25 protein-coding genes are annotated in these 25,841 nt (G+C 47.2%); 12 read left to right on the forward strand and 13 right to left on the reverse strand.

The window, feature by feature from the left end; genetic code table 11:
• Positions 1-20 precede the first annotated feature (20 nt).
• Positions 21-695, reverse strand: coding sequence for an LrgB family protein (locus KNO96_RS10635; protein ID WP_214703620.1), 675 nt, complete (start codon positions 693-695; stop codon positions 21-23).
• The gene (locus tag KNO96_RS10640) at positions 692-1,045 is read right to left on the reverse strand and encodes a CidA/LrgA family protein (protein WP_214703621.1); all 354 of its coding nucleotides are present in this window, start codon (positions 1,043-1,045) and stop codon (positions 692-694) included. Before KNO96_RS10640 ends, KNO96_RS10635 begins: the two co-directional genes overlap by 4 nt.
• Before the next feature lie 119 nt (positions 1,046-1,164).
• Here KNO96_RS10640 and KNO96_RS10645 point away from each other — a divergent pair, with 119 nt between their 5' ends.
• Complete coding sequence (locus KNO96_RS10645; protein WP_214703622.1) at positions 1,165-1,650, forward strand: P-loop nucleotide/nucleoside kinase family protein; 486 nt, start codon at positions 1,165-1,167, stop codon at positions 1,648-1,650.
• 40 nt (positions 1,651-1,690) lie between these two features.
• Here the strand turns inward: KNO96_RS10645 and KNO96_RS10650 are convergent, their stop codons facing one another.
• Positions 1,691-4,831, reverse strand: a complete 3,141-nt coding sequence (locus KNO96_RS10650) for an efflux RND transporter permease subunit (RefSeq protein WP_214703623.1) — start codon at positions 4,829-4,831, stop codon at positions 1,691-1,693.
• A gap of 27 nt (positions 4,832-4,858) precedes the next feature.
• Complete coding sequence (locus tag KNO96_RS10655; RefSeq protein ID WP_214703626.1) at positions 4,859-5,425, reverse strand: TetR/AcrR family transcriptional regulator; 567 nt, start codon at positions 5,423-5,425, stop codon at positions 4,859-4,861.
• Between the two features lie 226 nt (positions 5,426-5,651).
• Between KNO96_RS10655 and KNO96_RS10660 the strand changes: the two genes are divergently transcribed.
• The 3 genes from KNO96_RS10660 (at position 5,652) to KNO96_RS10670 (ending at position 9,191) form a co-directional block, all read left to right on the forward strand.
• Entirely contained in the window at positions 5,652-6,713 is a 1,062-nt protein-coding gene (locus tag KNO96_RS10660; RefSeq protein ID WP_026824597.1) for a Fe(3+) ABC transporter substrate-binding protein, read from the forward strand.
• 133 nt (positions 6,714-6,846) lie between these two features.
• Positions 6,847-8,484, forward strand: coding sequence for an ABC transporter permease (locus KNO96_RS10665; RefSeq protein WP_026824596.1), 1,638 nt, complete (start codon positions 6,847-6,849; stop codon positions 8,482-8,484).
• Entirely contained in the window at positions 8,484-9,191 is a 708-nt protein-coding gene (locus tag KNO96_RS10670; RefSeq protein WP_026824595.1) for an ABC transporter ATP-binding protein, read from the forward strand. Before KNO96_RS10665 ends, KNO96_RS10670 begins: the two co-directional genes overlap by 1 nt.
• Before the next feature lie 47 nt (positions 9,192-9,238).
• Here the strand turns inward: KNO96_RS10670 and KNO96_RS10675 are convergent, their stop codons facing one another.
• The 3 genes from KNO96_RS10675 to KNO96_RS10685 form a co-directional block, all read right to left on the reverse strand.
• Positions 9,239-10,138 (reverse strand): class F sortase, encoded by a 900-nt coding sequence (locus KNO96_RS10675; RefSeq protein WP_214703627.1) that lies wholly within the window; start codon positions 10,136-10,138, stop codon positions 9,239-9,241.
• Positions 10,139-10,157: 19 nt separating this feature from the next.
• Positions 10,158-11,498: a globin family protein gene (locus KNO96_RS10680; protein ID WP_214703628.1), complete on the reverse strand. Its 1,341-nt coding sequence runs from the start codon at positions 11,496-11,498 to the stop codon at positions 10,158-10,160.
• 85 nt (positions 11,499-11,583) lie between these two features.
• Entirely contained in the window at positions 11,584-12,363 is a 780-nt protein-coding gene (locus tag KNO96_RS10685; RefSeq protein WP_214703630.1) for a helix-turn-helix domain-containing protein, read from the reverse strand.
• 124 nt (positions 12,364-12,487) lie between these two features.
• Between KNO96_RS10685 and KNO96_RS10690 the strand changes: the two genes are divergently transcribed.
• Both KNO96_RS10690 and KNO96_RS10695 read left to right on the forward strand, forming a co-directional pair.
• Positions 12,488-14,137, forward strand: a complete 1,650-nt coding sequence (locus KNO96_RS10690; protein WP_214703632.1) for a glycoside hydrolase family 13 protein — start codon at positions 12,488-12,490, stop codon at positions 14,135-14,137.
• A gap of 104 nt (positions 14,138-14,241) precedes the next feature.
• Positions 14,242-14,748 carry a flavodoxin domain-containing protein gene (locus tag KNO96_RS10695; RefSeq protein WP_214703635.1) on the forward strand — a complete coding sequence of 169 codons (507 nt, stop codon included), beginning with the start codon at positions 14,242-14,244 and terminating at the stop codon, positions 14,746-14,748.
• On the opposite strand, the gene KNO96_RS10700 is transcribed toward KNO96_RS10695, so the two are convergent.
• Positions 14,712-16,310, reverse strand: a complete 1,599-nt coding sequence (locus tag KNO96_RS10700) for a glycoside hydrolase family 55 protein (protein ID WP_214703638.1) — start codon at positions 16,308-16,310, stop codon at positions 14,712-14,714. The two genes, KNO96_RS10695 and KNO96_RS10700, sit on opposite strands and share 37 nt — an antisense overlap.
• Before the next feature lie 261 nt (positions 16,311-16,571).
• Here KNO96_RS10700 and KNO96_RS10705 point away from each other — a divergent pair, with 261 nt between their 5' ends.
• The 4 genes from KNO96_RS10705 to KNO96_RS10720 all read left to right on the forward strand — a co-directional run bounded on the left by KNO96_RS10705 (position 16,572) and on the right by KNO96_RS10720 (position 18,364).
• Entirely contained in the window at positions 16,572-16,772 is a 201-nt protein-coding gene (locus tag KNO96_RS10705) for a cold-shock protein (protein WP_015880427.1), read from the forward strand.
• Between the two features lie 117 nt (positions 16,773-16,889).
• Positions 16,890-17,303, forward strand: a complete 414-nt coding sequence (locus KNO96_RS10710) for a pyridoxamine 5'-phosphate oxidase family protein (protein ID WP_026824589.1) — start codon at positions 16,890-16,892, stop codon at positions 17,301-17,303.
• Positions 17,304-17,479: 176 nt separating this feature from the next.
• Positions 17,480-17,986, forward strand: a complete 507-nt coding sequence (locus tag KNO96_RS10715) for a DoxX family membrane protein (protein ID WP_026824588.1) — start codon at positions 17,480-17,482, stop codon at positions 17,984-17,986.
• 81 nt (positions 17,987-18,067) lie between these two features.
• Complete coding sequence (locus KNO96_RS10720) at positions 18,068-18,364, forward strand: DUF3817 domain-containing protein (RefSeq protein ID WP_026824587.1); 297 nt, start codon at positions 18,068-18,070, stop codon at positions 18,362-18,364.
• A gap of 20 nt (positions 18,365-18,384) precedes the next feature.
• Here the strand turns inward: KNO96_RS10720 and KNO96_RS10725 are convergent, their stop codons facing one another.
• Entirely contained in the window at positions 18,385-19,638 is a 1,254-nt protein-coding gene (locus KNO96_RS10725) for an MFS transporter (protein WP_214703640.1), read from the reverse strand.
• A gap of 110 nt (positions 19,639-19,748) precedes the next feature.
• Between KNO96_RS10725 and KNO96_RS10730 the strand changes: the two genes are divergently transcribed.
• On the forward strand, positions 19,749-20,939 hold the full coding sequence (locus KNO96_RS10730) for a helix-turn-helix domain-containing protein (protein ID WP_214703641.1): 1,191 nt from the start codon (positions 19,749-19,751) through the stop codon (positions 20,937-20,939).
• A gap of 4 nt (positions 20,940-20,943) precedes the next feature.
• Here KNO96_RS10730 and KNO96_RS10735 read toward each other — a convergent pair whose 3' ends face one another.
• Together KNO96_RS10735 and KNO96_RS10740 are read right to left on the reverse strand one after the other, a co-directional pair.
• Positions 20,944-21,951, reverse strand: a complete 1,008-nt coding sequence (locus tag KNO96_RS10735; protein ID WP_214703643.1) for a S66 family peptidase — start codon at positions 21,949-21,951, stop codon at positions 20,944-20,946.
• Positions 21,952-22,014: 63 nt separating this feature from the next.
• Positions 22,015-22,341, reverse strand: a complete 327-nt coding sequence (locus KNO96_RS10740; RefSeq protein ID WP_214703645.1) for a winged helix-turn-helix transcriptional regulator — start codon at positions 22,339-22,341, stop codon at positions 22,015-22,017.
• Positions 22,342-22,447: 106 nt separating this feature from the next.
• Between KNO96_RS10740 and KNO96_RS10745 the strand changes: the two genes are divergently transcribed.
• Complete coding sequence (locus KNO96_RS10745; protein WP_214703647.1) at positions 22,448-23,251, forward strand: VOC family protein; 804 nt, start codon at positions 22,448-22,450, stop codon at positions 23,249-23,251.
• Positions 23,252-23,262: 11 nt separating this feature from the next.
• Here the strand turns inward: KNO96_RS10745 and KNO96_RS10750 are convergent, their stop codons facing one another.
• Together KNO96_RS10750 and KNO96_RS10755 are read right to left on the reverse strand one after the other, a co-directional pair.
• A complete protein-coding gene (locus KNO96_RS10750; RefSeq protein ID WP_026824581.1) occupies positions 23,263-24,255 on the reverse strand; it encodes a 5'-3' exonuclease in 993 nt (330 codons plus the stop codon).
• Positions 24,256-24,455: 200 nt separating this feature from the next.
• Positions 24,456-25,778 (reverse strand): hemolysin family protein, encoded by a 1,323-nt coding sequence (locus tag KNO96_RS10755; protein ID WP_251125158.1) that lies wholly within the window; start codon positions 25,776-25,778, stop codon positions 24,456-24,458.
• Between the last annotated feature and the right edge of the window lie 63 nt (positions 25,779-25,841).

Consider the following 25,841-nt stretch of genomic DNA (forward strand, 5'->3'; position numbering starts at 1 on the left):
ATGAAGTGGGCGTGACCTGTTCAAAAGAGAAACGGATACAGAATGGGTAAGATGAACGATGTGAAGATGGCGGTCAATCCCATCGCAGCACCACCTGTTGCACCAGACAGCGGATGTTCAGTCGCTGCCTGAGCGGTTCCAATCCCGTGACTGATGGTGCCGAGCGTAAGTCCACGGGTGAATGGGTCGTCTATACGAATCCATGTCAATAGTACCGGACCGAGCATCGCACCTAAAATACCGCAGGCGACGGCAATCGAGGCCGCAAGCGTTGCATCCCCTTCTAGCTGCCGAGCCAACTCAAGAGCAATCGGGGACGTGGCAGACTTGACCGATAGTGCAATCAATACGTTTTCGGTGAACGAAAATAACTTGCCGAAAAGTACAGCCACAAAGATTGTGGAAAGTGACCCGATGACAATCGCGCTCAGTGCTCGCTTTGCCCGTGCGAGTAGTACGGGTAAGTTGCGATAGAGCGGTAACCCGAGGGCGACTGTCGCTGGACCGAGTAAGATCGTGATGAGATCGGTAGCCGGTTTATACGTATCATAGGATTGTCCCGTCACGAGTAATAGGAGAATCAGAATGGCTGTACTTAAGAAGACGACATTGGTGAACGGAGAGGCCCACTTTTTCGAAAGTTGACGACTAAGCGTATACACGAGAATCGTCAATCCGATCCAAACGTATGTCACGATGCCTCACCTTCTTTCCCGGAAACAAAAGCTGTCACGACCATACCGACCGCCATGCTGACGAGTAACGTGACGAGAAGAGGGATGCCGGCAGCTTTTAACAACGTACCGTATGCCATGAGACCGACGGCAATCGGGATGAAGAAGAAGGCGAGGTGCTTCGTCAAAAATCCAGCGCTGTCTTCAATCCATTCCACGCGGATGACTTTTGTTACTAAGAGGACGAGCAACAGCACCATGCCGATGACGCTGCCCGGTACTTTCCAAGAGAATGTTTCGACAATCCAGTTGCCGAGTGTACTCAACCCGAACAAGAGCGTGAGTCCAATCACCCATTTTAATAATTTCATTTACATGACTTCCTTTCGCATCAATCAAAACGTATGAATCTTCTCAAATTCAACGGGGTAGGTCAAGAGAAGGGGATGATACGTTTATTCTACTCGATGAAGAGGAGGAAGATAGCGCGATGGAAGAAAAGGGAACACTATATTTTTTATGTGGAAAAATGGGGGCTGGAAAATCAACGATGGCCAAACAAGTAGCTGTTGAACAACGAGCGGTTCTCTTATCTGAAGATGAATGGCTATCTACGTTATATCCAAATCAAATTCATACGTTTGAGGACTACAGAAAACATGCTACTCTGCTGAAGCCACTTCTTGAATCTCATGTGAAACAATTGTTAAAACTAGGGATGAATGTCGTGATGGATTTTCCGGCAAATACGAAGTCGTCTCGAGCCTGGTTTCTAAAACTTGCACAGGACGTGGGAGCGGATCACTGCTTGGTTTATCTAAATCGAAGTGACGAACAATGTCTTCGACAGATTCATAAACGTCGCATCATGGAACCGGAACGAGCGGCATTTGATACGGAAGAGGTCTTTCATCATGTGACATCATTCTTTGAAGTTCCGGATTGTGCGGAACAGCTATATATCATTGAAATATAAAACATGCGCAGCGGAATAAACTGCTGCGCATGTTTTAGGTTTATGCTTGTTTTTTCTTACGGAATCGTGTGAAGAACTCATAGACGATCGGCACGATGAGCAACGTGAGGAGCGTCGAACTTGTAAGTCCGCCAATCACGGTGACACCGAGACCTTTCGAGATGAGAGCCCCACCCTCGAGACCGAGTGCGAGCGGTGCGAGTGCACCGATAGTCGCAAGTGCGGTCATCAAGATTGGGCGAAGGCGTGTACCTGCTGCCTCCAGTAACGCTTCACGTGTTGATAAACCAGCTTCTTCTTTATGAATGACGCGGTCAATCAAGACGATGGCGTTCGTGACGACAATCCCGATCAACATGAGTGCCCCGATCAAGGCAGATACCGAAATCGTTTCACCTGTGATGAGAAGGGCGACGAGTCCACCGATAATCGCGTACGGAAGTGAGAACAACACGACGAATGGCGTGAGAGCTCCACCGAATGTGATGACGAGGACCAAGTAGACGATGGCGATCGCAGCAAGCATCGCAAGACCGAGCTGTGTGAACGATTCTTGGATCTGTTCCGTTACACCGCCGACATCGTACGTTACGCCAGATGGGAGTTCGATGTCTGATACGCGTTCTTCAATCGCAGCAGACGCTTCTGTCGCTTTATCTGTGCTGAGTTCAACACTTACTTGGGCGAGCAGTTTTCCGTCGCGCTCGACGAGTGTGTCCGGTGTCGTGCCTTCTTCGATTTCAATAAAGTCTGAGATCGGGCGTGGACCGAACGGTGTCGTGATTTCTTGTGCTTGTAAGTCATCGACACTGTCATACGTCACTTGCTCGTTCGGGATGATGACGTCTAATTGTTTGTCATCTACCGTCACGCTCGCAAGTGGGCTTTCGGGTGCCTGGAATTGGCTGATGACTTGTGCGATTTGACCTGCCGATACACCGGCTTCTGCTGCAGCCTGTTGATCGACGTTGAACGTATATTGTACATATGACTCACGTAAGTCAGATGTCGCTTGACGGACATAGTCTGTTTCTTCTTCAATCGTTTCGATGAACGTCGGCACGATGGCTTCTAAATCTTCAAGTGAGTTGGCATACACGTTATACGTGACGCCACTCGTCGCACCGCCACCAGAGAAGTCTTGTTCTTTCCACTCCCCACTTGAGGCGAGTTCATTTAACTTCTCGATGTCTGCCAGTTTCACATCAGCAAAATCTTCTGTGTCCGGATCGTATTGAACGATGAAAATCCCTTGTTTGTTGTTCCCAGGGTTCAGTGGGTTCTCTCCACCGACCGTGAACTGAACGTCCGTTGCGTTCGGTTGTTCTTCCATGAAGTATTCTTCTGCCACTTCTGCCGCAGCAATCGAGTCTTCAAGCGTTTGACCCGGTTCTGGGTCGAACGTGACGAACAACGTCTTCTCCGAATCCTGATTCAAGAAGTTGACTCCAATCGCCGGAACAAGAGCGAAGCTTCCGATAAGAAGAGCAGTCGCGAGTCCGAAGACGACGAGTTTATGGTTCAGTGACCAGTTCAAGACGCCGCGATACCATTCCGCGAGCTTACCTGGACCTTCTTCTGGCTTCAACTTGTCACGGTTTTTAAAGAACGAGTCGGCCATCATCGGAACGACCGTAATCGCCACGAGCAACGAAGCGAGAAGGGCAAATACGACAGTCAATGCGAACGGCAAGAACAACTCACCGACAAATCCTGTGACAAAACCGAGCGGTAAGAATACTGCAATGGTGACGACGGTTGAAGAAGCGATTGGAATAAATACTTCTTTTGTCGCCGCAATAATCAACTCTTTTCCACGAAGTGGTTCATTCGATCTAGTGAGGCGACGGTAAATATTCTCGATGACGACGATGGAGTCATCGACGACACGCCCTATAGCGACGGTCATTGCTCCGAGTGTCATGATATTCAGTGTGATCCCTAATTGTTTCAACACGATGAGTGCCATGAGAAGTGACAATGGGATCGAGATGACAGCGATAATCGTCGATCGGAAGTTACGCAAGAACACTAAGATGATCAAGATGGCGAATAAACCACCGAGCAATGCTTTTGATAACATCGTTTCGACCGATTCTTCAATTGGTTGTCCTTGGTCGAGTGTGATGGACACGTTCGCTGTATCATATTCTGCCTCGAAGTCATTCAATACTTCTTTGACGGCGTTGACGACATCAACCGTGTTCGCATCTTGTGTTTTCGTCACTTGTACGCCGATTGAACGTTCACCGTTCGAGCGAGAAATCGATTCTTCGATTCCTTTGTCTTCGATCGTTGCAAGCTCACTCAACGCAACGGTCGGAACCGCAGTCGGGACGTTCGGTGGTAATGCCGATGGCGTTTCCGTCGGGACGTCTGGCGTTTGACCAGGTGGCAATTCCGTCGGAGCAGACGGTGTCGCCGGTGTAGACTGGGCTGGTGAGTACGGGATTTGAAGGTCGCGGAACGCTTCGAGAGTCTCTGATTTTCCGTCGATGACGACCGCTTGCTCTGTGTCGCCTAATTCATATAACCCGAGGACGATACGGGCATCGTTCGCTTGAATCAATTGTTTGACCGTATCTTCCGTCAAATTGTATTCAGCGAGCGCTTCCTGGTCGAATTGGAGTTCGACGCGGCGAATCTCTTGTCCGGCAATTTGGACGGTTTGTGCGCCTTCTACCCCTTCAAGGGCAGGTTGCACTTCTTCTTCAACGAGCTTTGTCAATTCGGCCAAATCAAGGCTTTCATCCGAGATGGCAGCTCCGACTACTGGGAAAGCGTCGAAACTGAGACGCGACACTTGAGGCTCTTGTGTCGACTCGGGCAACTCGACGTTACTTAACGCGTCTTTCACTTGCTGTTCGGCTTCGTCCATGTCTGTACTGAAGTCATAGTCGATTTGAATGTTTGATGCGTTTTGGAACGATGAAGAACGAACTTGCTCAACGCCATTTAGACTTTGAAGGCGCTCTTCGAGGACGCTACTGACTTCTTCAAGCACTTGCTCAGGTGAAGCACCAGGATAGATGGTTGTGACTGAGACGGTCGGTGTCGTAATGTCCGGTAATGTCTCAAGCTTCATCGTCAAACCGGCGAAAAGACCGGCGGCCGTCAAAATGATTGTCATCAACCAGACGGCGAACTTGTTGTTGACGGAGAAGGACGTGATTTTCTGCATGTGTTTTAATCTCCTCTAATGTTGTTTTTATGAATGGTTGTCGATTTTATGTGCCCGATCAATCAAGCGTTCGATGATTGCTTGTTTGAGTTCGGTAGGGGGAACACCGACACCGAAGTGTTCGGACATCATCATGCCTTCGAGTGCATAACGAACGATCATCGTTTCCACTGGGTCAGCCGTTTGTTGGAACTGTGCGAAGAACGTATCCAAATCATGTTTCCAACGATCCGCATACTCTTGGTCGACAGCGAACAACGTAAGAAATGCGATCATTTTCTCGACGTCGATTTGAATGGTTGCTCGCTCAGGATGTAACTTCGTCTCGTCAAACAGACGAACGAATGCTTCGACTGGTCCGTGACCTTCTTGTTGCAACGAAACATATAACTCGTTTTGTTCTTGTTGTAATCGTTCAACCATCGCAGTCATCAATGCTTCCTTTGAAGGGTAGTGATAAAGGAGGCCACCTTTTGAAATCCCTGCAGTTTTGGCGACCTCGTCCAACGTGAGTTGGTGAACTCCATGATTCATAATGATGTCCGTTGCCGCATCCAATAGCTTTTGTTTTGTGATGTTCGATCGGTTTGTCATACATTCACCTCTTTCTGTACCGACCAGACGGTTTGTTTGGTCTTACTATATCGTCCGCAATCTTTTGAAGTCAAGAAATGATACCTTCAAAACTGTCATAAAGCGCACATTCAAACGGATAGCGATTGCAGAAAATCCTTGACGTGAGAATGATTATCAGTAATGATAGGTATTGAGAGTAATTATCATTACCAGAGAGAAATAACCGAATGTGGGGGAATGACAGATGAACAAAAAATATGCAGCTTTAGGAATTTCAGCAGCGTTAACGACATCACTCCTTGCCGCTTGTGCAAGCACAGATGAGACAACTTCAAATGAAGGCTCAGACGATTCGAACGTCGTCAATGTTTACTCGAGTCGCCACTACGATGTCGATCAACAATTATACAAGCAGTTTGAAGAAGAAACAGGCATCAAAGTCAACGTGGTGGAAGGAAAGAGTGACGAACTCCTCGAGCGTTTGAACACTGAAGGTGAGAGTACTGAGGCGGACCTCTTCATTACGGCAGATGCTGGGAACTTGTATCAGGCAAAAGAAGCGGGGCACCTCCAAGCGGTCGATAGCGATGAGCTTGAGTCAAACATCCCTGCGAAATATCGTGACACGGACAACGAATGGTTCGGTTTGACGAAACGTGCGCGTGTCATCGTGTATTCAAAAGATCGCGTGAAGCCAGAAGAGTTGTCGACGTATGAAGCGTTGACGGAAGAACAATGGAACGGCAAAGTACTCGTCCGTCCGTCTGAAAACATGTACAACATCTCACTCCTCGCGTCATTCATCGAAGTAAACGGTGTCGATGAGGCGAAAGAGTGGGCGAAAGGCTTAGTGAACAACATGGCACGTGATCCACAAGGGAATGACCGTGACCAAGCGAAAGCCGTTGTCGCCGGTGAAGGGGACGTCGCCATCATGAATACGTATTACATGGGACTCATGTTGAACTCTGAAGACGAAGAAGAGAAGAAAGTCGCTGAACAGCTCGGTGTCTTCTTCCCGAATCAGGATACAACAGGCACACACGTGAACATTTCTGGAATCGCGATGACAAAAGCATCGAAGAACACAGAAAATGCTCAAAAATTGATGGAGTTCATGTCAGAACCGTCAGCTCAAGAGAAGTTTGCGAGTGTAAACTACGAATACCCAGTCAACGAGTCGGTTGAGCCGAACGAGCTTCTTCAATCATGGGGCGAGTTCAAGGAACAAGACATCAACCTCTCAGTACTTGGTGAAAACCAACAAGAAGCAATTCGCATCTTTAACGAAGTAGGTTGGAAGTAAGATGACTTCGGCTTGAACGAGAGTTCAGGCCGGAGATTTTTGCGTTTCTCACACCCTAGGCGCTACACGGGAAGCATAGAAACTGATATGATGGGACAGGAATTGATAGTTTACAGAACGGGAGCGGTACGACATGAACTGGCACGCAGTAAAACGACAACTGAATGGATGGGCGATTCTCAGCTTTCTTGCGATTTTATTGATCGTCCTACCGGGAATTGTCGTGCTCGTCGAATTGTTTGCGCCGGTCAATGACAATTGGCAGCACATCCAAGAGTACTTGCTTCCCCGTTACGTACGAAACACGCTATTCATCATGTTAGCCACAGGTGTACTGACGACCGTGATTGGGACGAGCCTCGCTTGGTTCGTGACCGTCTATGATTTCCCGTTCCGTCGTTTCTTTAAATGGGCACTCATCTTGCCGCTCGCGATTCCGCCTTATATCGGGGCGTACACGTATCATGGCATTTTAAATTACACCGGAGTGATTCAAACGACGTTACGAAATGAATTTGGTATCACCGTCGATCAATCGTACTTCAATATCATGTCGATTCAAGGGACAGTGTTCATCTTCACATTGTTTCTCTACCCATACATCTATACGATCACGCGGGCGTTCCTCCATAACCAGTCGTCCTCAATGATTGAGAACGCGCGGATTCTCGGTCGCGGGTCGTGGGATATTTTCTTCACCGTCGTCATTCCGATTTCTCGCGTCGCCATCATCGGTGGTGTCAGTCTCGTTTTGATGGAAGTGCTGAACGACTATGGGGTCGTGAAATATTTTGGGATTCAGACGTTCAGTACGGCCATTTTTAGCACATGGTTCGGGATGAAAGACACGTCGTCCGCATTGAAGCTAGCAGGTACCCTTATGATTCTCGTCATCGCCATCTTGACGATGGAGCGACTCGTACGAGGACGGAAACAATTCAGTTACGCTTCGACAAAAGTGAAACCGCTCAAACCGAGACCGCTTCAAGGCTGGCATCGCTATGCGGTATTCGCTTATGTCTCGATCGTCTTTGCGATTGCATTCGTCATCCCGTTCACGCAGCTGACGGCATGGACGTTCCTAACGTTCGATACGGTCTTTACGGAAGAATTTTGGCAACTCGTTTGGAATACGGTACGGGTCGCCTTTACCGCGACCGTGATTATCCTACTGTTCGCACTCATCATTGCGAACTATACGCGACTATTCCCGTCGAACATGACACGCGTCATTTCAAAAGTGACGACGCTTGGGTATTCGATTCCGGGAGCAGCGATCGCCATCGCGGTCATCACGCTCTTCTTATGGCTCGATGACAAAGTGCTTAATCTGGCACGTGCGCTCGACTTGAGTCAGACGTTCGTATTCCGAACGACGCTCATCATGCTCATCTTTGCTTACGTCATCCGCTTCCTCGCGATCGGTTACAACTCGATTGAGAGCGGATTCGAGAAGGTCGGGAAGTCGTTCACGGAAGCGTCCCGCATGTTGGGATGGAATACCGTCCAAACGTTCTTCCGCGTCGATATTCCGATGATCAAAGGTGCCATCATGAGCGCGTTCATCCTCGTCTTTATTGATATTATGAAAGAGTTGCCGCTGACGCTCTTTTTACAACCATTTAACTTTTCGACGCTTGCGACACAGGCGTTCAAATACGTGAGTGATGAGAAGATTCACGAAGCGGCACTCGCTTCCATCGTCATCGTCCTCATGAGTGGACTGTTGATATTCGTTTCCCACAAGGTGCTTGATAAGGAGGCCGACTAATGTTCGTTCAAATCAACGATTTACATTTTAGCTATAAAGGTGCAAATGAAGAAACCATCAAAGGGTTTTCGATTTCAATCACAAAAGGTGAAATCGTCTCACTTCTTGGGGACAGCGGTTCTGGGAAAAGTACGATTCTCCGTTTGATCGCGGGACTCGAGATGCCGAACCAGGGCGTCGTCGTCGTGAACGACTGTGTCTGTTGCGACGATTGTCAGTTCATGCCGCCAGAAGATCGTGGCGTCGGGATGGTCTTCCAAGACTACGCACTCTTCCCGCACATGACCGTTGAAAAGAACATTCGGTTCGGTCTTCATAAACTGAACCGCAAGGAACGGAATGCGCGTGTTGAAGAGATGCTCGAACTCGTCAATTTGACGGAATTTCGCCACCGCTACCCTTATGAGCTCAGTGGGGGACAACAGCAGCGTGTCGCGCTCGCACGTGCGCTCGCACCGAAGCCAGCGCTCTTGATTCTAGACGAACCGTTCAGTAACTTGGATACGTCACTTCAGCACCGGATTCGCGACGATTTGCGTCGCCTGTTGAAGCAGACGGGCACGACGACGATTTTCGTGACACATGATGAGGAAGATGCCGAAGCGCTTGCTGACCGCATCGTCTACCTCGGAGAAGGCAAAATTAAAAAGCAGGTCATGACGGAGAACAACAAGACGTTCAACCCGCAAATTCCTTGCTTCGTATAATTGAGAAGACCCCTTATTCACATTGAAGTGAGTAAGGGGTCTTCTTGTCATTTTGTCATCTGAGACGGTTTTGACTCATTTCCAAGCTTGTCAATCGCAGTCACGTAGTAGGATGCGTTGTTCTCACTTGTGACCTCGATACTTTTTCGTGCATGGGATGGGATACTTTCGATATGAGTCGCTTTTCCGTCGATGACTTCATAGATCCGATATCCAATCACGCTCTCTTGACGAACGGCGTGCCATGTCAATAAGTTACCTTTCAGCTCGATTGCCGTCGGTGTCTCGAGATCGACAGTTTCGTTCAGTTCGGTATCCACCAGCTCTGTATAGACGACGAATCGTTCATCGTAGCCCCCGTCCCCGAACGTCCCCGAACAGGTAATCAAATTTAAGTTCCGATTTGATGTGGCACCGAAAATCTCTTCAATTGGCGCGGTTTTCGTATCATAGCGTTCTGTTTTCGTGACGCGGAATCGTAAGGTGTTTCCCGCCTCATCTTGAATCAGAACATCATCGCCTTTTGTCAGTTGGTCGAGTTGATAAAAGATAGCCGGGCCGGTCTTACTATCCACGTGACCAGCAATCACGGCATTTCCTTTGCTACCTGGTGTGACACCGGGTTCGAACCACCCGACCTGGTTCTCATCTTCTGGTACGCCCATCTGTCCATTGTCCAGGACACCGACTTGTTCAATTGCCGTATCGACATCGATTTTAGGGATCTGGATTTGAACAGGGGTGACGGCCTTGGCGTTTTCTTCTTCCTCGGCTAAACGTAGCTTCTTCACCTCTTCCTGTAGAAGTGAGAATTCAGCCGTTAAATCCGGGCTCTCCTCTATTTGTTTTTCTTCTACAGGTGGTGACGACGATTCTTGGGCGCTCGTCCACGTCCAGAAGCTAAAACAAAAGAGAGAGAGCGCCAGAAACAAATGGCGCTTGTTCATGGGGCTCCCTCCTTATTGATTATTGTTCAGACACTTTACGTTTGCGAAGCGTTACGAAGGCGAGTAAGATTCCGCCAAGGACAGCTAATCCAGCGTAGAGGCTGTTCATTGATTGTTCTTGTGCACCACCGAGACCAGTTTCAGGCATCTCTTCAGGCATCATTGTTTCTTCGAACTTGTCAGGCATTTGTGTCACGATCGCGTTACCGAGTGTTTCACCAACACCGAACATGAACGCATATCCTTCACGGAATGACATCCAAGCAGCTTCTGCATCGCCAGCGACATATTGATCGAACGTGTCGAGTACGAGCGCTTCGTGCTGTTTGATCGCTTCTTCACCGGCAGCTTGTGGTAAGTTACCTTCTGTTGCAGCATCGAGGAATGTGCTGAAGTCGACAGCGAATTGGTCGAGTTTCATACGTGCATCTTCAATCTTCGCTTCGTCACCTTCAAGTGTAGCAGCGACGATGTCACCTTGTGCCGTGATGTGATCTGAGTTCCATACTTTTTCGAACTGTGCAGCACCTTCGTCACCATATACAGAAGCGATGGCTGCTTTGAAGTCGAGTGTGTTTTGGTCTTCTGCCCATGTTACGTAGTCATAATCCTCTGCTTGATCGTACCCTTTTTGCATACCGATTGCTGCGAGGGCGAAGTGCTCACCTGCGAGACTGTTCAATGTTGAGCGGAGTTCAACAGCTGGTGTGTCGGCTCCAGTCGTGAATTTGTCAGGCATTTGTGTGACGATTGCGCCTGAGAGGGCTTTACTGATGTTGAACATGTGCTTGTAGCCTTCACGGAACGTCATGTAAGCTTCTTCGTAATCTCCTTCGACGTAGTTATCGAATACAGAGAGGACTTGGTCTTCGTGAAGTTCAAGCGCATCAGCTGCTGCTTCCTTCGGTAAGTTCCCTTCCGTCGCTGCGTCGAGGAATGTTGAGAATTCTTCTACGAACTCATCAACTTCAGCTTCAGCTTCCATGCGTAACTCTTTGTTTTCTGATTTTGCAGCTTCGACGAAGTCGGCTGAGTAGTCGTTGTGACCACGGAAGATTTCTTCAAATTTCATGCCACCTTCTTCTCCATAGATAGAAGAAATGGCTGGTGTCATATCGAGTGCGTTTTGATCGAGTGCTTGATCTGCGACCGCAGCATCTGCTGCCTCGTCATAACCCTTCATCATCGATGTGACGGCTAATACATAGTGCTCAGATAAGAGTTGGTCGAGTGTCGCGCGAAGGTCACCTGCTGGTGTGCTCGCTGTTGGCATGTGGTCCGCTGCTTGTGCGTTCACTGGTACGAGTAGTCCTAAGGCAAGTGCCGGGGCTACGATTTTGTTTAACGTCTTCTTCTTCATGTGTAATCGCTCCTTTTCGTAAGTGAGTGTTGTCGTTATTTACACCCATCTAACGGAGCGGTTCAAAAAATGGATCACTCTTTTTTTATTTTTTTTCGTTTTTTTGTTGAAGTGTCCGATAAACCCCTGGTGCGACGCCATATTTCCGTTTGAAAATTCTGTGGAAATATGGATAACTTCGAAATCCAGATAGTTCCGCAATCGTTTCTAACGAATGCTTCGTATAGCGCATTTGCTCTTCGGCGAGCTGCAACCGAATCGATTGTGCATATTCGATGATGGTCATCCCGGTCCCTTCTTTAAAGAGGTGAACGGTCCGTGAAACACTGAGGTCGACCGCTGTGGCGACGTCTGATACTTTGAACTCACTCGTGACGTGCGCTTCGATAAAGCGCATCATACGAGAGACGACTGGAGGTCGCGTATGGGAATGCACATCTTGAATCGAACGATCGAGCATGAGTAGAAGGGCTTGGACGAGCGTTTCAATTAGTACAGCACTTTGTTCAGATGGTGGACGACGCACTTCCTCTGTAATGTGTTGCCATAGCGAAAGTAGGCGGGAATCGATGGTGATCGCATACAGTCGTTTCCGTGGAGTCGCATGCCACCATGTATCCATCGAATGTCCAGTGCAAAAGATATGATAATCTCCGCTCGCGGGTGTATCGACATGCATTTCATAGAAGTCACCCGGACGGACGATTAATAAGTCACCAGGTCGTGTGATCATCGTTTCCCCATTGACCACAATCCGAGCCGTTCCTTCCGTTTGTAAGCGAATCAGATACGTATCGAGTAAGTTTGCGAATGGAAAAGTATAAGTCGTTGTATGGTACGAATAGCCACAAAAGCCGATTTCCATAGTAGTCTCCTCTTTTTATAGCAAAATTGTGCATATCCTAATCATATCATGGATGGTCATGAATCCTTGAAGGCAGTACGATGAAAGCGTTGAAACGGAAAATGAACTTCAAGGAGGATGTAACATGAAACAATGGTGGAAAGAAGCGGTCGTATATCAAATTTATCCACGTAGCTTCAATGATTCGAATGGGGACGGAATTGGTGATATTCAAGGAATCACGGAGAAGATGTCTTACTTGGCAGAACTCGGGATCGATGTCATCTGGCTCTCGCCGGTATATGATTCACCGAACGATGACAATGGATACGATATTCGTGATTACCGTGCCATCATGGACGAGTTTGGTACGATGGATGACTTTGATGCGATGCTTGAGGAAGCGCACCGGCATGGTATTAAAATCATGATGGACCTTGTCGTCAACCACTCTTCTGACGAACACCAATGGTTCATGGAGTCACGTTCTTCAAAAGATAGTCCGTATCGTGACTATTATATTTGGAAAAAAGGAAAGGACGGTCAACCACCGACGAACTGGGGAGCTTTCTTCGGCGGTAGCGCTTGGCAGTATGATGAGGCGAGCGATGAGTACTACCTTCACCTCTTCAGTAAGAAGCAACCGGATTTGAACTGGGAAAGCGAGACGCTTCGCCGTGAAGTGTATGACCTCATGACGTATTGGCTCGATAAAGGGGTCGATGGGTTCCGAATGGACGTCATCAACATGATCTCAAAAGACCAAAGCTACCCAGACGGTCAAACACAAGGAACGGGATACGGTGACGGTACGCCATTCTTCTTTAACGGACCACGCATCCATGAATTCATGCAGGAGATGAATCAAGAAGTCTTATCGAAATACGATACGATCACGGTCGGGGAGATGCCAGGTGTCAGTGTAGAAGAAGCGAAGCTTTATACGGGGGAAGACCGCAACGAATTGAACATGGTCTTTCACTTTGAGCACGTAGACGTCGGGAACGGGAGCTTCGGGAAGTGGAATCCGACGGACTGGAAGTTGACCGAACTGAAGACGATCTTCTCACGTTGGCAAGAAGGACTTGAAGAAGAAGGGTGGAACAGCTTGTACTGGAGTAACCATGACCAGCCTCGAGCTATCTCACGTTTTGGGAATGATTCACCGGAATACCGTGTCCGTTCTGGGAAGATGCTCGCGACACTCCTTCACCTATTAAAAGGAACACCATATATTTATCAAGGGGAAGAGTTCGGCATGACGAACGTCGCCTTTGATTCGATTGATCAATACCGAGATATTGAAACGTTGAATGCTTATCATGATTACACATCAAAAAGATTGTTGACACATGATGAGATTTTCCGTGGGATTCATGAGCGGGGACGTGACAATTCACGCACACCAGTTCAGTGGTCGGACGAAGCGCACGGCGGCTTCACGACTGGGACGCCATGGATCGGGGTCAACCCGAACTATGTCGACATCAATGCGGAAGCGGCACGGAAAGACCCGAATTCGCTCTTCCATTACTACCGTCAATTGATTGCGCTCCGTAAAGCCAATCCAATCGTTGTCTATGGAAAGTATGAGCTGTTGTTGCCGGAAGATGAAGCGGTCTATGCATTCACACGTTCGTTCGAAGGGGAAACTTGGCTCGTGCTCTGTAACTTCTCGGGCGAAACACAACAACGTGATTTACCATATGACGTAAACGAACGCGTCATCGGCAACATGGAACCGATTGAACCGTTCACGCTTCGTCCGTACGAAGCGCAAGTGTACAAACTGTGACCAAAAGCTCGCCATTAGGCGAGCTTTTTTTGAATGGTCACGTATCTTCTTCTCATGATTCGGGAATAGTGTAAGTAACGTCTGACATGAAAAGAGGGAACGACATGGGTACTTTAATCGCTTACTCTTCCAGGTATGGGACGAGTGAAAAAGTAGCGGCTCTACTCGCTGAACGTCTGTCGGGTGACGTTCATGTCCAAAATATCGTAGAAGAGCCGAATGTGATGTGGGAGATGATCGATCACGTCATCGTCGGCAGTTCGATTCGGATGGGCACCATCCAGGACGAAATGAAGGAATGGTTGGCGCTTCACGAAGCACACTTGCTTGAGCATCCCCTCGCTTTATATTTGTGTGCCGGGACACCGACAGAATCAGAGCGGATTCGTGAGTTAGAAGAGGCGTACCGTGAATCACTCCGCGAGCATGCCTATTTTGTCGAGGTCGTTGGCAGTGGTTATGACTTTGAACGAATGGGTTTTTTAGACAAAGCAATCGTCCGAATGATGGCAAAGCAGAAAGAAAGCTCGCTTGAACTCGATGACGACAAATTGGACCGGCTCGTGGAGGCGGCTCAAACGTCCGAACGTACCCGGTCTGAGAATCCGTAAGCGAGTATGTCCTGCACATCAATCGGACTTTTCGTGGAGATGAGAGCATCTCCACTTTTTTTCTGTCCTTCGATTTGATGAAGTGCGATTTTCTCCAGCTGACGTCCTATTTTTAAAGCGATTGGCGCAGATTCATGGCATCGTAAGTTTTCGATAGTCACTTCGTCGGTGCGGTTCTCCCCTCCAAACAGCTCGAGGTCGGCTCGGGCTGTGGTAAACCCGCGAACGGAAATTCGTTTCAACTGTACACGTCTTGACTTATATTGAATCGCAAGTGCTGGATGCTGTTCATAGTCGTAGGTCGGGTCGCCGATGGCAGTCAAACCATGGATGAAGACATCTTGATATGCGGAAACGACCAGACTCCGTGGCGAGGATTTTGCATAAAGCGGGCTTCGGACTGGCTCGATGGATACCAAATTTGTACCGGACAGGAAGCGTGCAGTCGCGGAATCCGGATCGTCTGCCAAATGATGACCGATGTGGCGGAAGTTGAACGAACGATTGTCGTGAACGGAGAGATGTCCGAAGATATGGACGTCGTGTGCGGCTGACGAGGTTCCATGCGCTTTTACTTCGATACCTCCAAAACAGCCTTCCGTTCTGTTGTGAACAAGCGTGACGTGACGCGAACCGTCATCAATTTCAATGCCGTTTGAGTTTGAGAATCCTAAAGCGTGCGTTCGGCCATGGGGGTGATGACAATAACAGTTAGTGATGTAGATGGCATCACTATGATGTGTTGTGATCCCATCGTCCCCATAATTCGTTGCTTCGAGTTGATTGAGATGGATATACCGACTTCCGTTTGCCGCACGAAGTCCGTCACCTAGGTAGTGATAGTGCGGGGACGTAATGTCAAACGCATGGAGCCCGGCATTTTTAGCCGTCACATGATGCACCCATCCATACGTCACGTGCGCGAATGTCAAAGCGCTCGATGTCGTGTCACCGCTTGTCGTTCGTTTCACGTCACCTAAACGATCAACGTTCCAATCAAGTGTAAGATGGGATACCTCGATATGATGATTGCCGGCGAATGGGGTCGTATTTCGTAAAAGACGGCGATGCTTCGGAGCCCGATCGGATAATTTGAGGATTGTGACGTCTTGTCCGGCACCTTCAAGTGTACAACTAGAAGGAAGGCGAATTCCTCGAACGATATATACACCTGGTGGCACATAGACACGGCGATTAGAGCGGAGGGCGAGACGAAAGGCGAGGGTGCAGTCCGTCTTGCCATCTCCAACAGCCCCATAGTTCGTCACATCGACACGTGATTTTGTCATATGCATCAGATTCAAATATTCCGCATCGAGTCGGCGCATCCAAACGGGACGAACCACTCCATCGATCTGTTCAAGCGGAAGAGACGTCCGGACAGGCGAAACTCGCTCCGTTAATGGGATTCGACAAGCGTATGTTTGGCTCATTGCTGGATAAGTTGTTTTACTCGTGGTATGATGCCACTTGAGTGTTTGATGAATTAATTCTTCTTCAGACCAGTCGGAATAAGCAGCAATCATCGATGCGATTGACTGTTGATCATTTGAATTTTTCATAATAGATCCCCCTAGTGTCATCTTCTCTAGGGTGTACCCGTTTCGACTTATTTTTAGCAATCAGAAGTATTTACTAGACAGAAGCATCTAACCATGTTATATTCAATATGTGCTTAATTAAGAATAGCTGGAATCATAATTCACAAGTGCTTGGGATTATTTTTCATTAGATAATTCCAGAGGCTTGTATTTTTTTTGGTCAAGTTTTTTCTAGTAAGGCACTACTATAACGCATAGCGTTTATTTCAGGAGGGTTCATTCATGAACACAGGTAAAGTAAAATGGTTTAACTCAGAAAAAGGTTACGGCTTCATCGAAATGGAAGGCGGAGACGACGTATTCGTACACTTCTCAGCAATCCAAGGCGACGGCTTCAAAACACTTGAAGAAGGCCAAGAAGTAACTTTCGAAATCACAGACGGAGCTCGTGGACCACAAGCTTCTAACGTTGAAAAAATCTAATCTTCCTTTCTAAGGAATATGATACCTGCTCGCATCGGCGAGCAGGTTTTTTTGTGTTTAACCATATGGTTTGAGGGAACAGTATACGAGCGACAAATCGTGAAGGAGGAATTCGGAATGAGTGCAAAAGAAACAGCATTAAAAATATTAGACTCAAGTAATGTAGGTACAATGGCGACTGTATATAAAGTAAAACCGCACAGTCGATATATGACATTTTTCCATGAAGATTTCACGCTCTATACAGCAACTTCAAACGATACAGATAAGGTAGAGGAATTAGAGAGAAATCCATATACTCATATTTTAATTGGTTACGATGGAGATGGAGTCGGCGACACGTACCTAGAAATCTTAGGAAAAGCAACGGTGTCAGATGATGAATCGATGAAAGAAAAAGTATGGAATGACAAACTTGAAGGATGGTTCGATGGACCGGATGATCCAAAACTCATCATTCTCAAAATCGAACCTGAATCAATGCGTGTGATGAACAAAAAAGGTCAACCATCCCAAGAAGTCACCTTATAATACTCTTAGAGACGCCTAAAGAAGGCGTCTTTTTGTATATGTGAATAGACTGTGGCATACATATGTACGAATTATGAACAAGGAAGATTATATATGTGAAAAAGTGAACATAGATGATATATTGTGAATGTAATCACATTATTCATTTATTTAACTTCTTAAAGGGAGGAATTATTATGTTCACGAAATTTTGGCAAAACCACAATGTTGCCACAGCGATTTTAACGGTATTACGTGTATGGCTCGGTTATCATTGGTTGACGGCAGGTTGGGGTAAAATCACAGGTGGTTTTGGAACAGAAGGATTTTTAAACAACGCGGTGTCACTCGCCACTGGAGAACATCCAGCTGTCGCAGGATGGTGGGCCGCATTCTTAGAAAACTTTGCAATCCCGAACGCTGGATTATTCGATGTCCTCATTCCTTATGGTGAATTTTTGGTCGGCCTAGGGTTATTACTCGGTGCACTCACACGTAGTGCAGCATTCTTCGGACTTGTCATGAACATGGCGTTCTTACTTTCAGGAACAGTCAGCACGAACCCGACGATGTTGATCGTATCTGTCTTGATTTTAGTTGCCGGTCATAACGCTGGCAAAATCGGAGTCGACGGCTTGTTCCTTCGTAACTTCGTTGAAACGAAAGTATTGCACCGTTCACCAAATCGTCAAATAGCCTCGTAACTTTTATATGTTCTCCTGTGACAAACCTCTCACGTTTCGGCTACGATAGATGTAGCCTAACAGAGATAAAGGAGAACGCATATGACTATGACTCATTTTAAATGGATTGGCTACACAGAAGGGGTATCCTTCTTGCTGTTACTATTAATCGCGATGCCACTGAAATATATGGCCGGCATTCCACTTGCGGTCAGTATTGTCGGCGCAGCGCACGGTTTCTTGTTTGTTGCTTACGTGCTCGCAGCCGTGTACATGGCGTGGCGCTTCCGTTGGGGCTTCAAAGTTTTGACGCTTGCTGTTATGGCATCCGTCATCCCATTCGGACCATTTTTATTAGAAAAACGGGTACTCCCGTCAACAGAGAAGACATCGAACTGATTCGTTCGATGTCTTTTTCGTTACGACACACGTTCGGCTGACTGAAGTGCAGCTTTTTCTGCCTGGATGTCGTGACGGATGCGATAGGTGAGTGTGAAAGTACATAAGAGTAGACCAATCATACAGGCGGTATATAGATGAGCGACTGGCACAAGATCACTTAATATTCCGAATAAGATGAAACCGATTGGTGTGATCCCCATCGCGAGTGATTCGAGTACCCCAATCACACGACCTAAGTAGTTCGGGTCCGTATTCGTTTGTAAGAGCAATTGAATGGGGATATTGACACGTACGATGAAGAAACCGCTCAGTAAAGCGAACATCGCAAAAAAGAAAATCGACGTGATGACGTTGAAGTTCAAATATAATGGAATGGCAGGGCCGACAAATAGAATGCTGAGTATGGTCAGTGCTGATCGCATGGTCGATAGGCGATGTTTGATGTTGAATAACGGCAAGGCGTGAAGTAAAGAAGCGACTAAAAATCCAATGGCAACCATGCTTTCAAGTAGTCCGAACTGGAACGGGGACACACCGACCTCTTGTAATGCTGCAATCGGGAACAACACTTCTGACGCGACGAAAAAGAAGTTCAAGAATGCGGCGAGGACGGCGACCGTCCATAAAACGCGCTGCTGTTTCAAATAAGACAGACCGGACCGTACATCTTCCCAGGTGGATTGTTCGGTTGGAGCAACCTCTTTCTGATGAAATGTGAGTCGAGAAGCAAGTAACGCAGCAATCATGAAGAATAGGGCTGAGCTGAATAAAAACACTGGAATCGGTATGAGTTTAAACAGTGCTCCGGCAAGAAGCGGAGTACCGATACTTGAGATGGAGATGATACTTTGAATGAGGGAGTTGGCACGTTGAAGCTCTTCCTCTTCAAATAGAAGTGGAATCGAACTCGATAGCGTGACCGATAAGAAAGTGGAGACGATGGATAAGAAAAATGTGATGACATAAAAGGCAGGTGCTTCAAAAGTCCACATTAGACTTCCAATCCCTGCGAGTAAAAATAATCCTCCATTCAAAGACTCCATCTTGATGATGACGCCTTTTCGGTCAAGCTTATCCGCATAAGCACCGGCAAATGGTGACAGGAGAACGCGTGGCAATGTTCCTGCCAGTAAGACAAATGCAAATTGCAGTCCAGATCCGGTCGTCGTCAATACCGTTAAGCCTGCTACGAACGTAAATAAGTTGGATGCGAACAAAGACATGAATTTACCGAGTAATAAAATGGAGAGGTTGGACGAAAAGAATTTCATAGGAAGCACTCCTTTGCAAATTTGTTAAATGTGATTTAACATTAGCATAAAGGTACGGGAGTGAAATGTAAACAAAAAGTTCAATACAATTTAACTTTTCGAGGTGGCATATGATTGGTGAACGAATTAAAGCGTTACGAAAACAGAAAAAAATGACCCAGACGCAGTTGGCGGAAGGGATTGTCACGAAATCGATGCTCAGTATGATTGAGAACGGGAAAGCGGAAGCATCGATGCGTAGTTTGCGAGAACTTTCCAGTCGTTTAGGTGTGTCGATGCAACAGTTATTGACGGACCCGAAAGAAGCTGAGCTACAAACGATGGTCGAACAGTTAGAATATGAAGAAATGACACTCATCTCGCGTTCGGATCAAGAAATACGACAGATGCTTTCCCCATACTTAAAAGAAGAAATGAACTCTGTGTGGCAAGGGAAAGCGTATATGTTGTATGGCGATACGTACTTTCAAGAAGAAGAAAATGAGAAGGTGTTAGCCTACTACGACCGAGCGATTGAGATTTTTGAAAAATTAGGAGAAACAGATGAATTGGCGATGGGGCGCATCAGCCAAGCTTACTATTTATTGATGTGGAACCGATATGAAGAATCGATTGAGCGGATTGACGCGATTGAACTCCTTGATGCGAAGTACATGAAAGCGAAAACGAGAACTGAGTATGCCATGTTGATCGTCTTTAAAAATCTTCTTTGTGATGAGGATTTGGAAGGCTCCATTCGACAGCTTGAAGACGCGCTCGAGTATATGAAGCGGACTAGAATCTACTACCGTGCGGATGACGTATATCGGACCATTTCGATTTGTGCGCTCTATTTGAATGATGAGACGAAAATTCGTGAGTCTTTACAAAAAGCGAAGCAATACATTCAATTCACGGAAGACCGCTTGGCAGAAATCAAAGTGGCACTTTCCGAAGCACTCTATGCGATGGAATACCGACATATTGATCTGTTAGGAGAAAACGTCAAGTTGATGGAATCACTCACGACAGAGATTGAGCCGTTCATTGCGGCGATTTCGATGGCGAAAGGTGTGTACTACGCTTTTCGAGGGGAATCGGAAAAAGGAAGAGAGTGTTTATTGGCATTATGGGAAAATCGAGACGAGTGGAAAACACATAGTTTAGTCGATATCGCGATTTACTACGAAGGGTTATTAAGGGGAACACTGAACGGATGCGGGGACGACTGGGTATCCGTGATCGAAGAAAAAGTGAAGGAATTCCCACAAGGTCTGTTTCGCAAACGTTTAGAATTATTACTACAACAGATCAAGGGCTGACGAATCAGCCCTTGAACGTTTGAACCAATGTCCCTTTACCATGTTCGACCTGCACAGAAGCGTGCGCTCCGTTAACGAGCGTCATCTGCGGGGGAACGTGCCCACAATCGATATCGTAAAAGATTGGAATACCTAGAGTGTGGTGAAGCTCTTCATACACCATCTCGACCGTATAGTCTTGATGCACAGAAGGTGCCTCACTCCGTCCAAATAGAATACCAGACGTATGCTCGAACCAACCGGCCCACTTCATTTGAAGGAGGGTCCTTTTTAGTGCCGGAATGTTCATCTCGGCGTTTTCAAAATACCAAAGAATCGGTTCGCCGTTCAGGTGCTCGTGTTGGAACGTCTTGACGTTTCCATATGGCGTCCCGATTGTATGTAAGAGCACATCAAGACATCCACCGAGCAATCGTCCTGTCGCGTGTTGACCACCGACAGCTTTCCATTCATTCGTTTCCGTCAAGTGAAACAGATGTGGCGTTGGGTTATCAAACTGCCATTCTTTTTGGAACTTCTCGGACGAACGTTGGATGACCGTCTCGTTGGTCCGCGTCGACAACACATCGAGCCAACGTGAACTCGTCTCGTCCCACACTTCGGCACGTAAGTCGACTAAGTTTGGACCGTGTGCCGAGGCGATTCCGGTTTTTAGCGTATACACAAAAAGCAATAAACTTGTATCCGAATAGCCGAGCATCCATTTTGCGGGTAATGTCTGCCACTCGATTTGATTGAGAATCTCCATTAAGAGTTCCCCACCCCAGGGCGGGACAATCAAGTCGACTTTGTCATCTTGAAGTAGAGATGTCAGCTCATGTGCACGGACCCGAGCCGGAGCGGACTTCCCAAATCGTTGTTTCCACGCATTCGGAGTGAATTGCAACGTGAATCCTCGATTGGAAAACTTCTGTTCCGATTGATGTAATAAATGGTGCAGTTCTTCTGGTATACCTGACGAAGGGGCAGTGACACCGATGTGATGACCGGTCAACTGTGGATAACGAATCATGACGACCTCCTGTGGATAAGTGATGAGTGGGATGAGTTAAAATGGTTATCCACATGTGGACAACTAATTAGAGCGCATTCGTTCGGCATGACGTATTCCCCATTCATTCATCGCTTCGAGAATCGGGATGAGCGTTTTCCCATACTCACTTAAGCGATAGTCAACACGGGGAGGGACTTCTGGATAGACGGTTCGGATGACAATCTCCTGTTCTTCTAAGTCACGGAGTTGTGCGGTCAATATCTTTTGACTGATTTTTGGTAACGATCGCTTCAACTCACTGAAGCGTAACGTATCCCCGTTGATTAGTACGAGGAGGATGGAATGCTTCCATTTTCCTGTGATCAGTTCGAGTGCCGTATCGACTTCGCAGCTTGTTATGTTGGTCACATCGCTCTTCCTTTCCAATAGTATCGTTGAAGTAACTATACCACCTTTTTGTGCCTACTTCTGTAACGTAAGCTGAGCGGGTATAGTGGGGGTGAGGTGATTTTATATGAAAATCGAGAAAATTGAACTAGGACCGGTGACGCTTCGGGTCCGTGATATCGAACAGGTGAAACAATTTTATGTAGACGTAATCGGGATGAACGTCATAGAAGAAACCGAAGAACTTGTCACGCTCGGAACGAAAGAACGTTCACTCGTTATCTTGCACAGTGTGCCACAAGCGAAGACGAATCCACGAGCGGCAGGGTTATTTCATTTAGCAATTCTATTGCCGGATCGCGTGGAGTTAGGAAGCATCTTGGCACATCTTATTGAGCGGCGTATCGAAGTCGGGCAAGGTGACCACTTGGTGAGTGAAGCGTTCTACTTGAGTGACCCAGAAGGGAATGGAATCGAGCTGTACGCCGATCGTCCGAAAGACCAATGGACGTATGAAGCAAACGGTCATGTGAAAATGGCGACAGAGCCTGTCGAGTATGAGTCGATGCTTCAAGCTGCGGCGAATCGACCGTTCACAGGTTTACCAATCGGGACAACGATGGGACATGTGCACTTTAAAGTTCGGTCAATCGAAGCAGCAAAACGCTTCTACCATGATCGTCTCGGTTTTTCCATCACGACGGATTCTTATCCGGGGGCACTGTTCCTTTCGGCAGACGGATATCACCATCACATTGGTACGAACGTGTGGGCACGTCCGAGTGATGCTCTAGGAGTTGAGGCAGGACTCGAGACATGGACGCTTCTCGTCAATGAGCAGACGAATCAAGCATTAGGTGGTACGTCATCTGAATGGTCGTTGACCGATGAAGACGGGATTACCGTGCATATAAAAAGAACGGACGCTTGACGTCCGTTCTTTTAATGTGCGGATACTTTCTTCTGACTTGCATTGAATGAGATGCGAAGTCCGCGTTTTTGATACGCTTGCTCGACTCTCTTCGGGTTGATGCTGAGCTCGAGATGAGCTAGCTTCAAATGTTCAAGTGCTGGCACCGTGACATCAAGACGAACGAGCTCCATATTACGCTCTGCTTTTTTGCGTGTTCGTCTCAAGTTACGGGGCACCTCCTCTGACGTCAGTGCCGCGATCGTTTCATTTACTTGTTGTCGTTTGTCACCTTTGATGCTCAAGGCAGAATACAGCTTATCGAGTGAACCGAATCGTTTGATCAGTTGAACCGATTGACTTTCATCGAGTCCAGCCACTGGAGGAATACCGTCAGAACGGTCTCCTGTCAACGCTTTAACGGCTGACAATTGCTTCGGTTTCAACCCTTCGTATAACGCTGCAATCTCTTCTGGTCGAATTTCTAAATGACGTTTGAGAGGTAACGGACGGTTATCACGAATGTCACAGCGAGCCTGCATTTGCTGAAGCTCCTGTGTTTGTAACCAAACGGTGATTCGTGGACTGACAAGCTGTAACAAGTCTTTATCTTTTGTCATGATGACCACAGGGGCACTGCAACTGAATTTACGCGCGATATGGGCAATCAAGTCTTCCCCTTCATACCCTTCTACTTGGAATTGTGGAATCCCACTATCCTCAAGCAATTGGCGCATGAGTTCCATCTGCGCTTTCAATTCAGGCGGTGTTTGGCGTCTGCGGCGTTTATAGCCCGGGTACAGTTCTCGACGCCATAATGTTTCACGTGAGACGTCCCAGACGACGACAAAATGAGTCGGACGATGTCTACGTAGAATCGTCCGAATGAGGCCGGTCATTCCGATGACGGCACTCCGATCGTTTTTTGATACCTCGCGTCCTTTTTTCGTTCGGCTCGCGGCGGCACCATAATAAGCACTGGCCAGCATGGAGTTACCGTCAATCAAAAATAGTTTGCGTTCCATGCGTAACCTTCTTTCTATTTCTTTCTGTTTAAACCGAACATCTCGCCATGTTTCGGTGATGTTGTGTCATTGAGTGGGTGACACTCAAATAAGCAACATATGTGCAGTATATCACGGTAAGAGGCGAAAATATAGCGACAGTTCGATTCGAATGTTAAAAACCCTTCTCTACATTTAGGAGAAGGGCGTGAAAAAAAGCATCATTCTGATATAGGTTCTTCCTTTTCATATGAGGCTAAAATCAAATCAACGAAGACGATGCGGTGATTATCGACTTCACTCACAATCAGTTCGTGATTACCAGGCAAAGTGAAGCGTTCGCCCGTTCGTGCGTTCGCTTTTTGTGATAAAACGAATCCGCCGACCGTATCGACATCATCCTCGATTTCAATGCCAAACCGCTCTTCGAGTTCTTGTGTTAATACGAGTCCCGAGAGACGGTAATGTTTCGGAGCGACTTCTGTAATTTCAGCTTGTTCATCTCGGTCGAACTCGTCTCGGATTTCACCAACGATTTCTTCTAAAATATCTTCAATCGTCAAAAGGCCGGCAGTTCCCCCGTATTCATCGATGACGAGGCACATCATCGTCTGTGCGTTTTGCATTTTCACCATCGCTTCTTGAAGTGGAGTGAACTCAGTAACGAGTGGTAATTGATGAATGAACGATTCGAACGGCGCATCATTTTTCGAAAGTTGAGCAGTGAAAAGTTGTTTTGCGTTCACGAATCCGAGAACATCGTCCCGATCGCCATCCCGTGTGACCGGATAACGCGTGTACTGGTGTTCTTCGACAACCGAAATAATTTCTTCGATTGTATCTTCTTCATCAATCGTCACCATGTTCATTCGTGGAACCATGGCATCTTTGGCAATCCGCTCGTCAAAGGAGAAGATGTTTTGTACGTATGCTAACTCGTTTTCGTTAATCTCACCACTACGGAAACTTTCCGTCATGATGATTTTCAGTTCTTCTTCCGAGTGAGCCGTTTCTTGAGCCGTCGTCTGAACCCCGAACAAGCGGAGAGTCAGTCGAGCCATACTGTTCAAGGCACGAATGAACGGATAGAAGAGTTTCGTGAACACATAGAGCGGACGCGCGACAAGGAGCGTCAACTTTTCAGATTCATGAACCGCAAGCGTCTTTGGAACTAATTCCCCGATGACGACGTGCAGGAACGCGATCAGTAAAAATGCAATCAGAAACGACAAGAACGTCACGAGTGATTGTGATAAGTTCAACTGTTCAACCAACGTGTGGATATATTTTTCGATTTGGTCAGCGCCGATCCATCCGAGACCTAGTGCGGAAAGCGTAATCCCGAACTGAGAAGCAGAGAGCGAGTCGTCAATATTTTCGATGACTTTTTTCGCAGTGACGGCTTTCTTGTTTCCTTCGAGCACGAGCTGGTCGAGTCGAGCGCTACGCACTTTTACAATTGAAAATTCGGCTGCCACGAAAAAGGCAGTCAAAAAGATTAAGAGCGTAACGATGAATAAGCTAAGTAACATGGGACTGTCCAACAATTCCCCCAAAAATCGGGGAGTCACCTCCATTAAGAATAAGATCAAACGTCCTTCAGGCGT

It is taken from the genome of Exiguobacterium sp. s89 (assembly GCF_018617735.1).
Taxonomy (GTDB): Bacteria; Bacillota; Bacilli; order Exiguobacteriales; family Exiguobacteriaceae; genus Exiguobacterium; species Exiguobacterium marinum.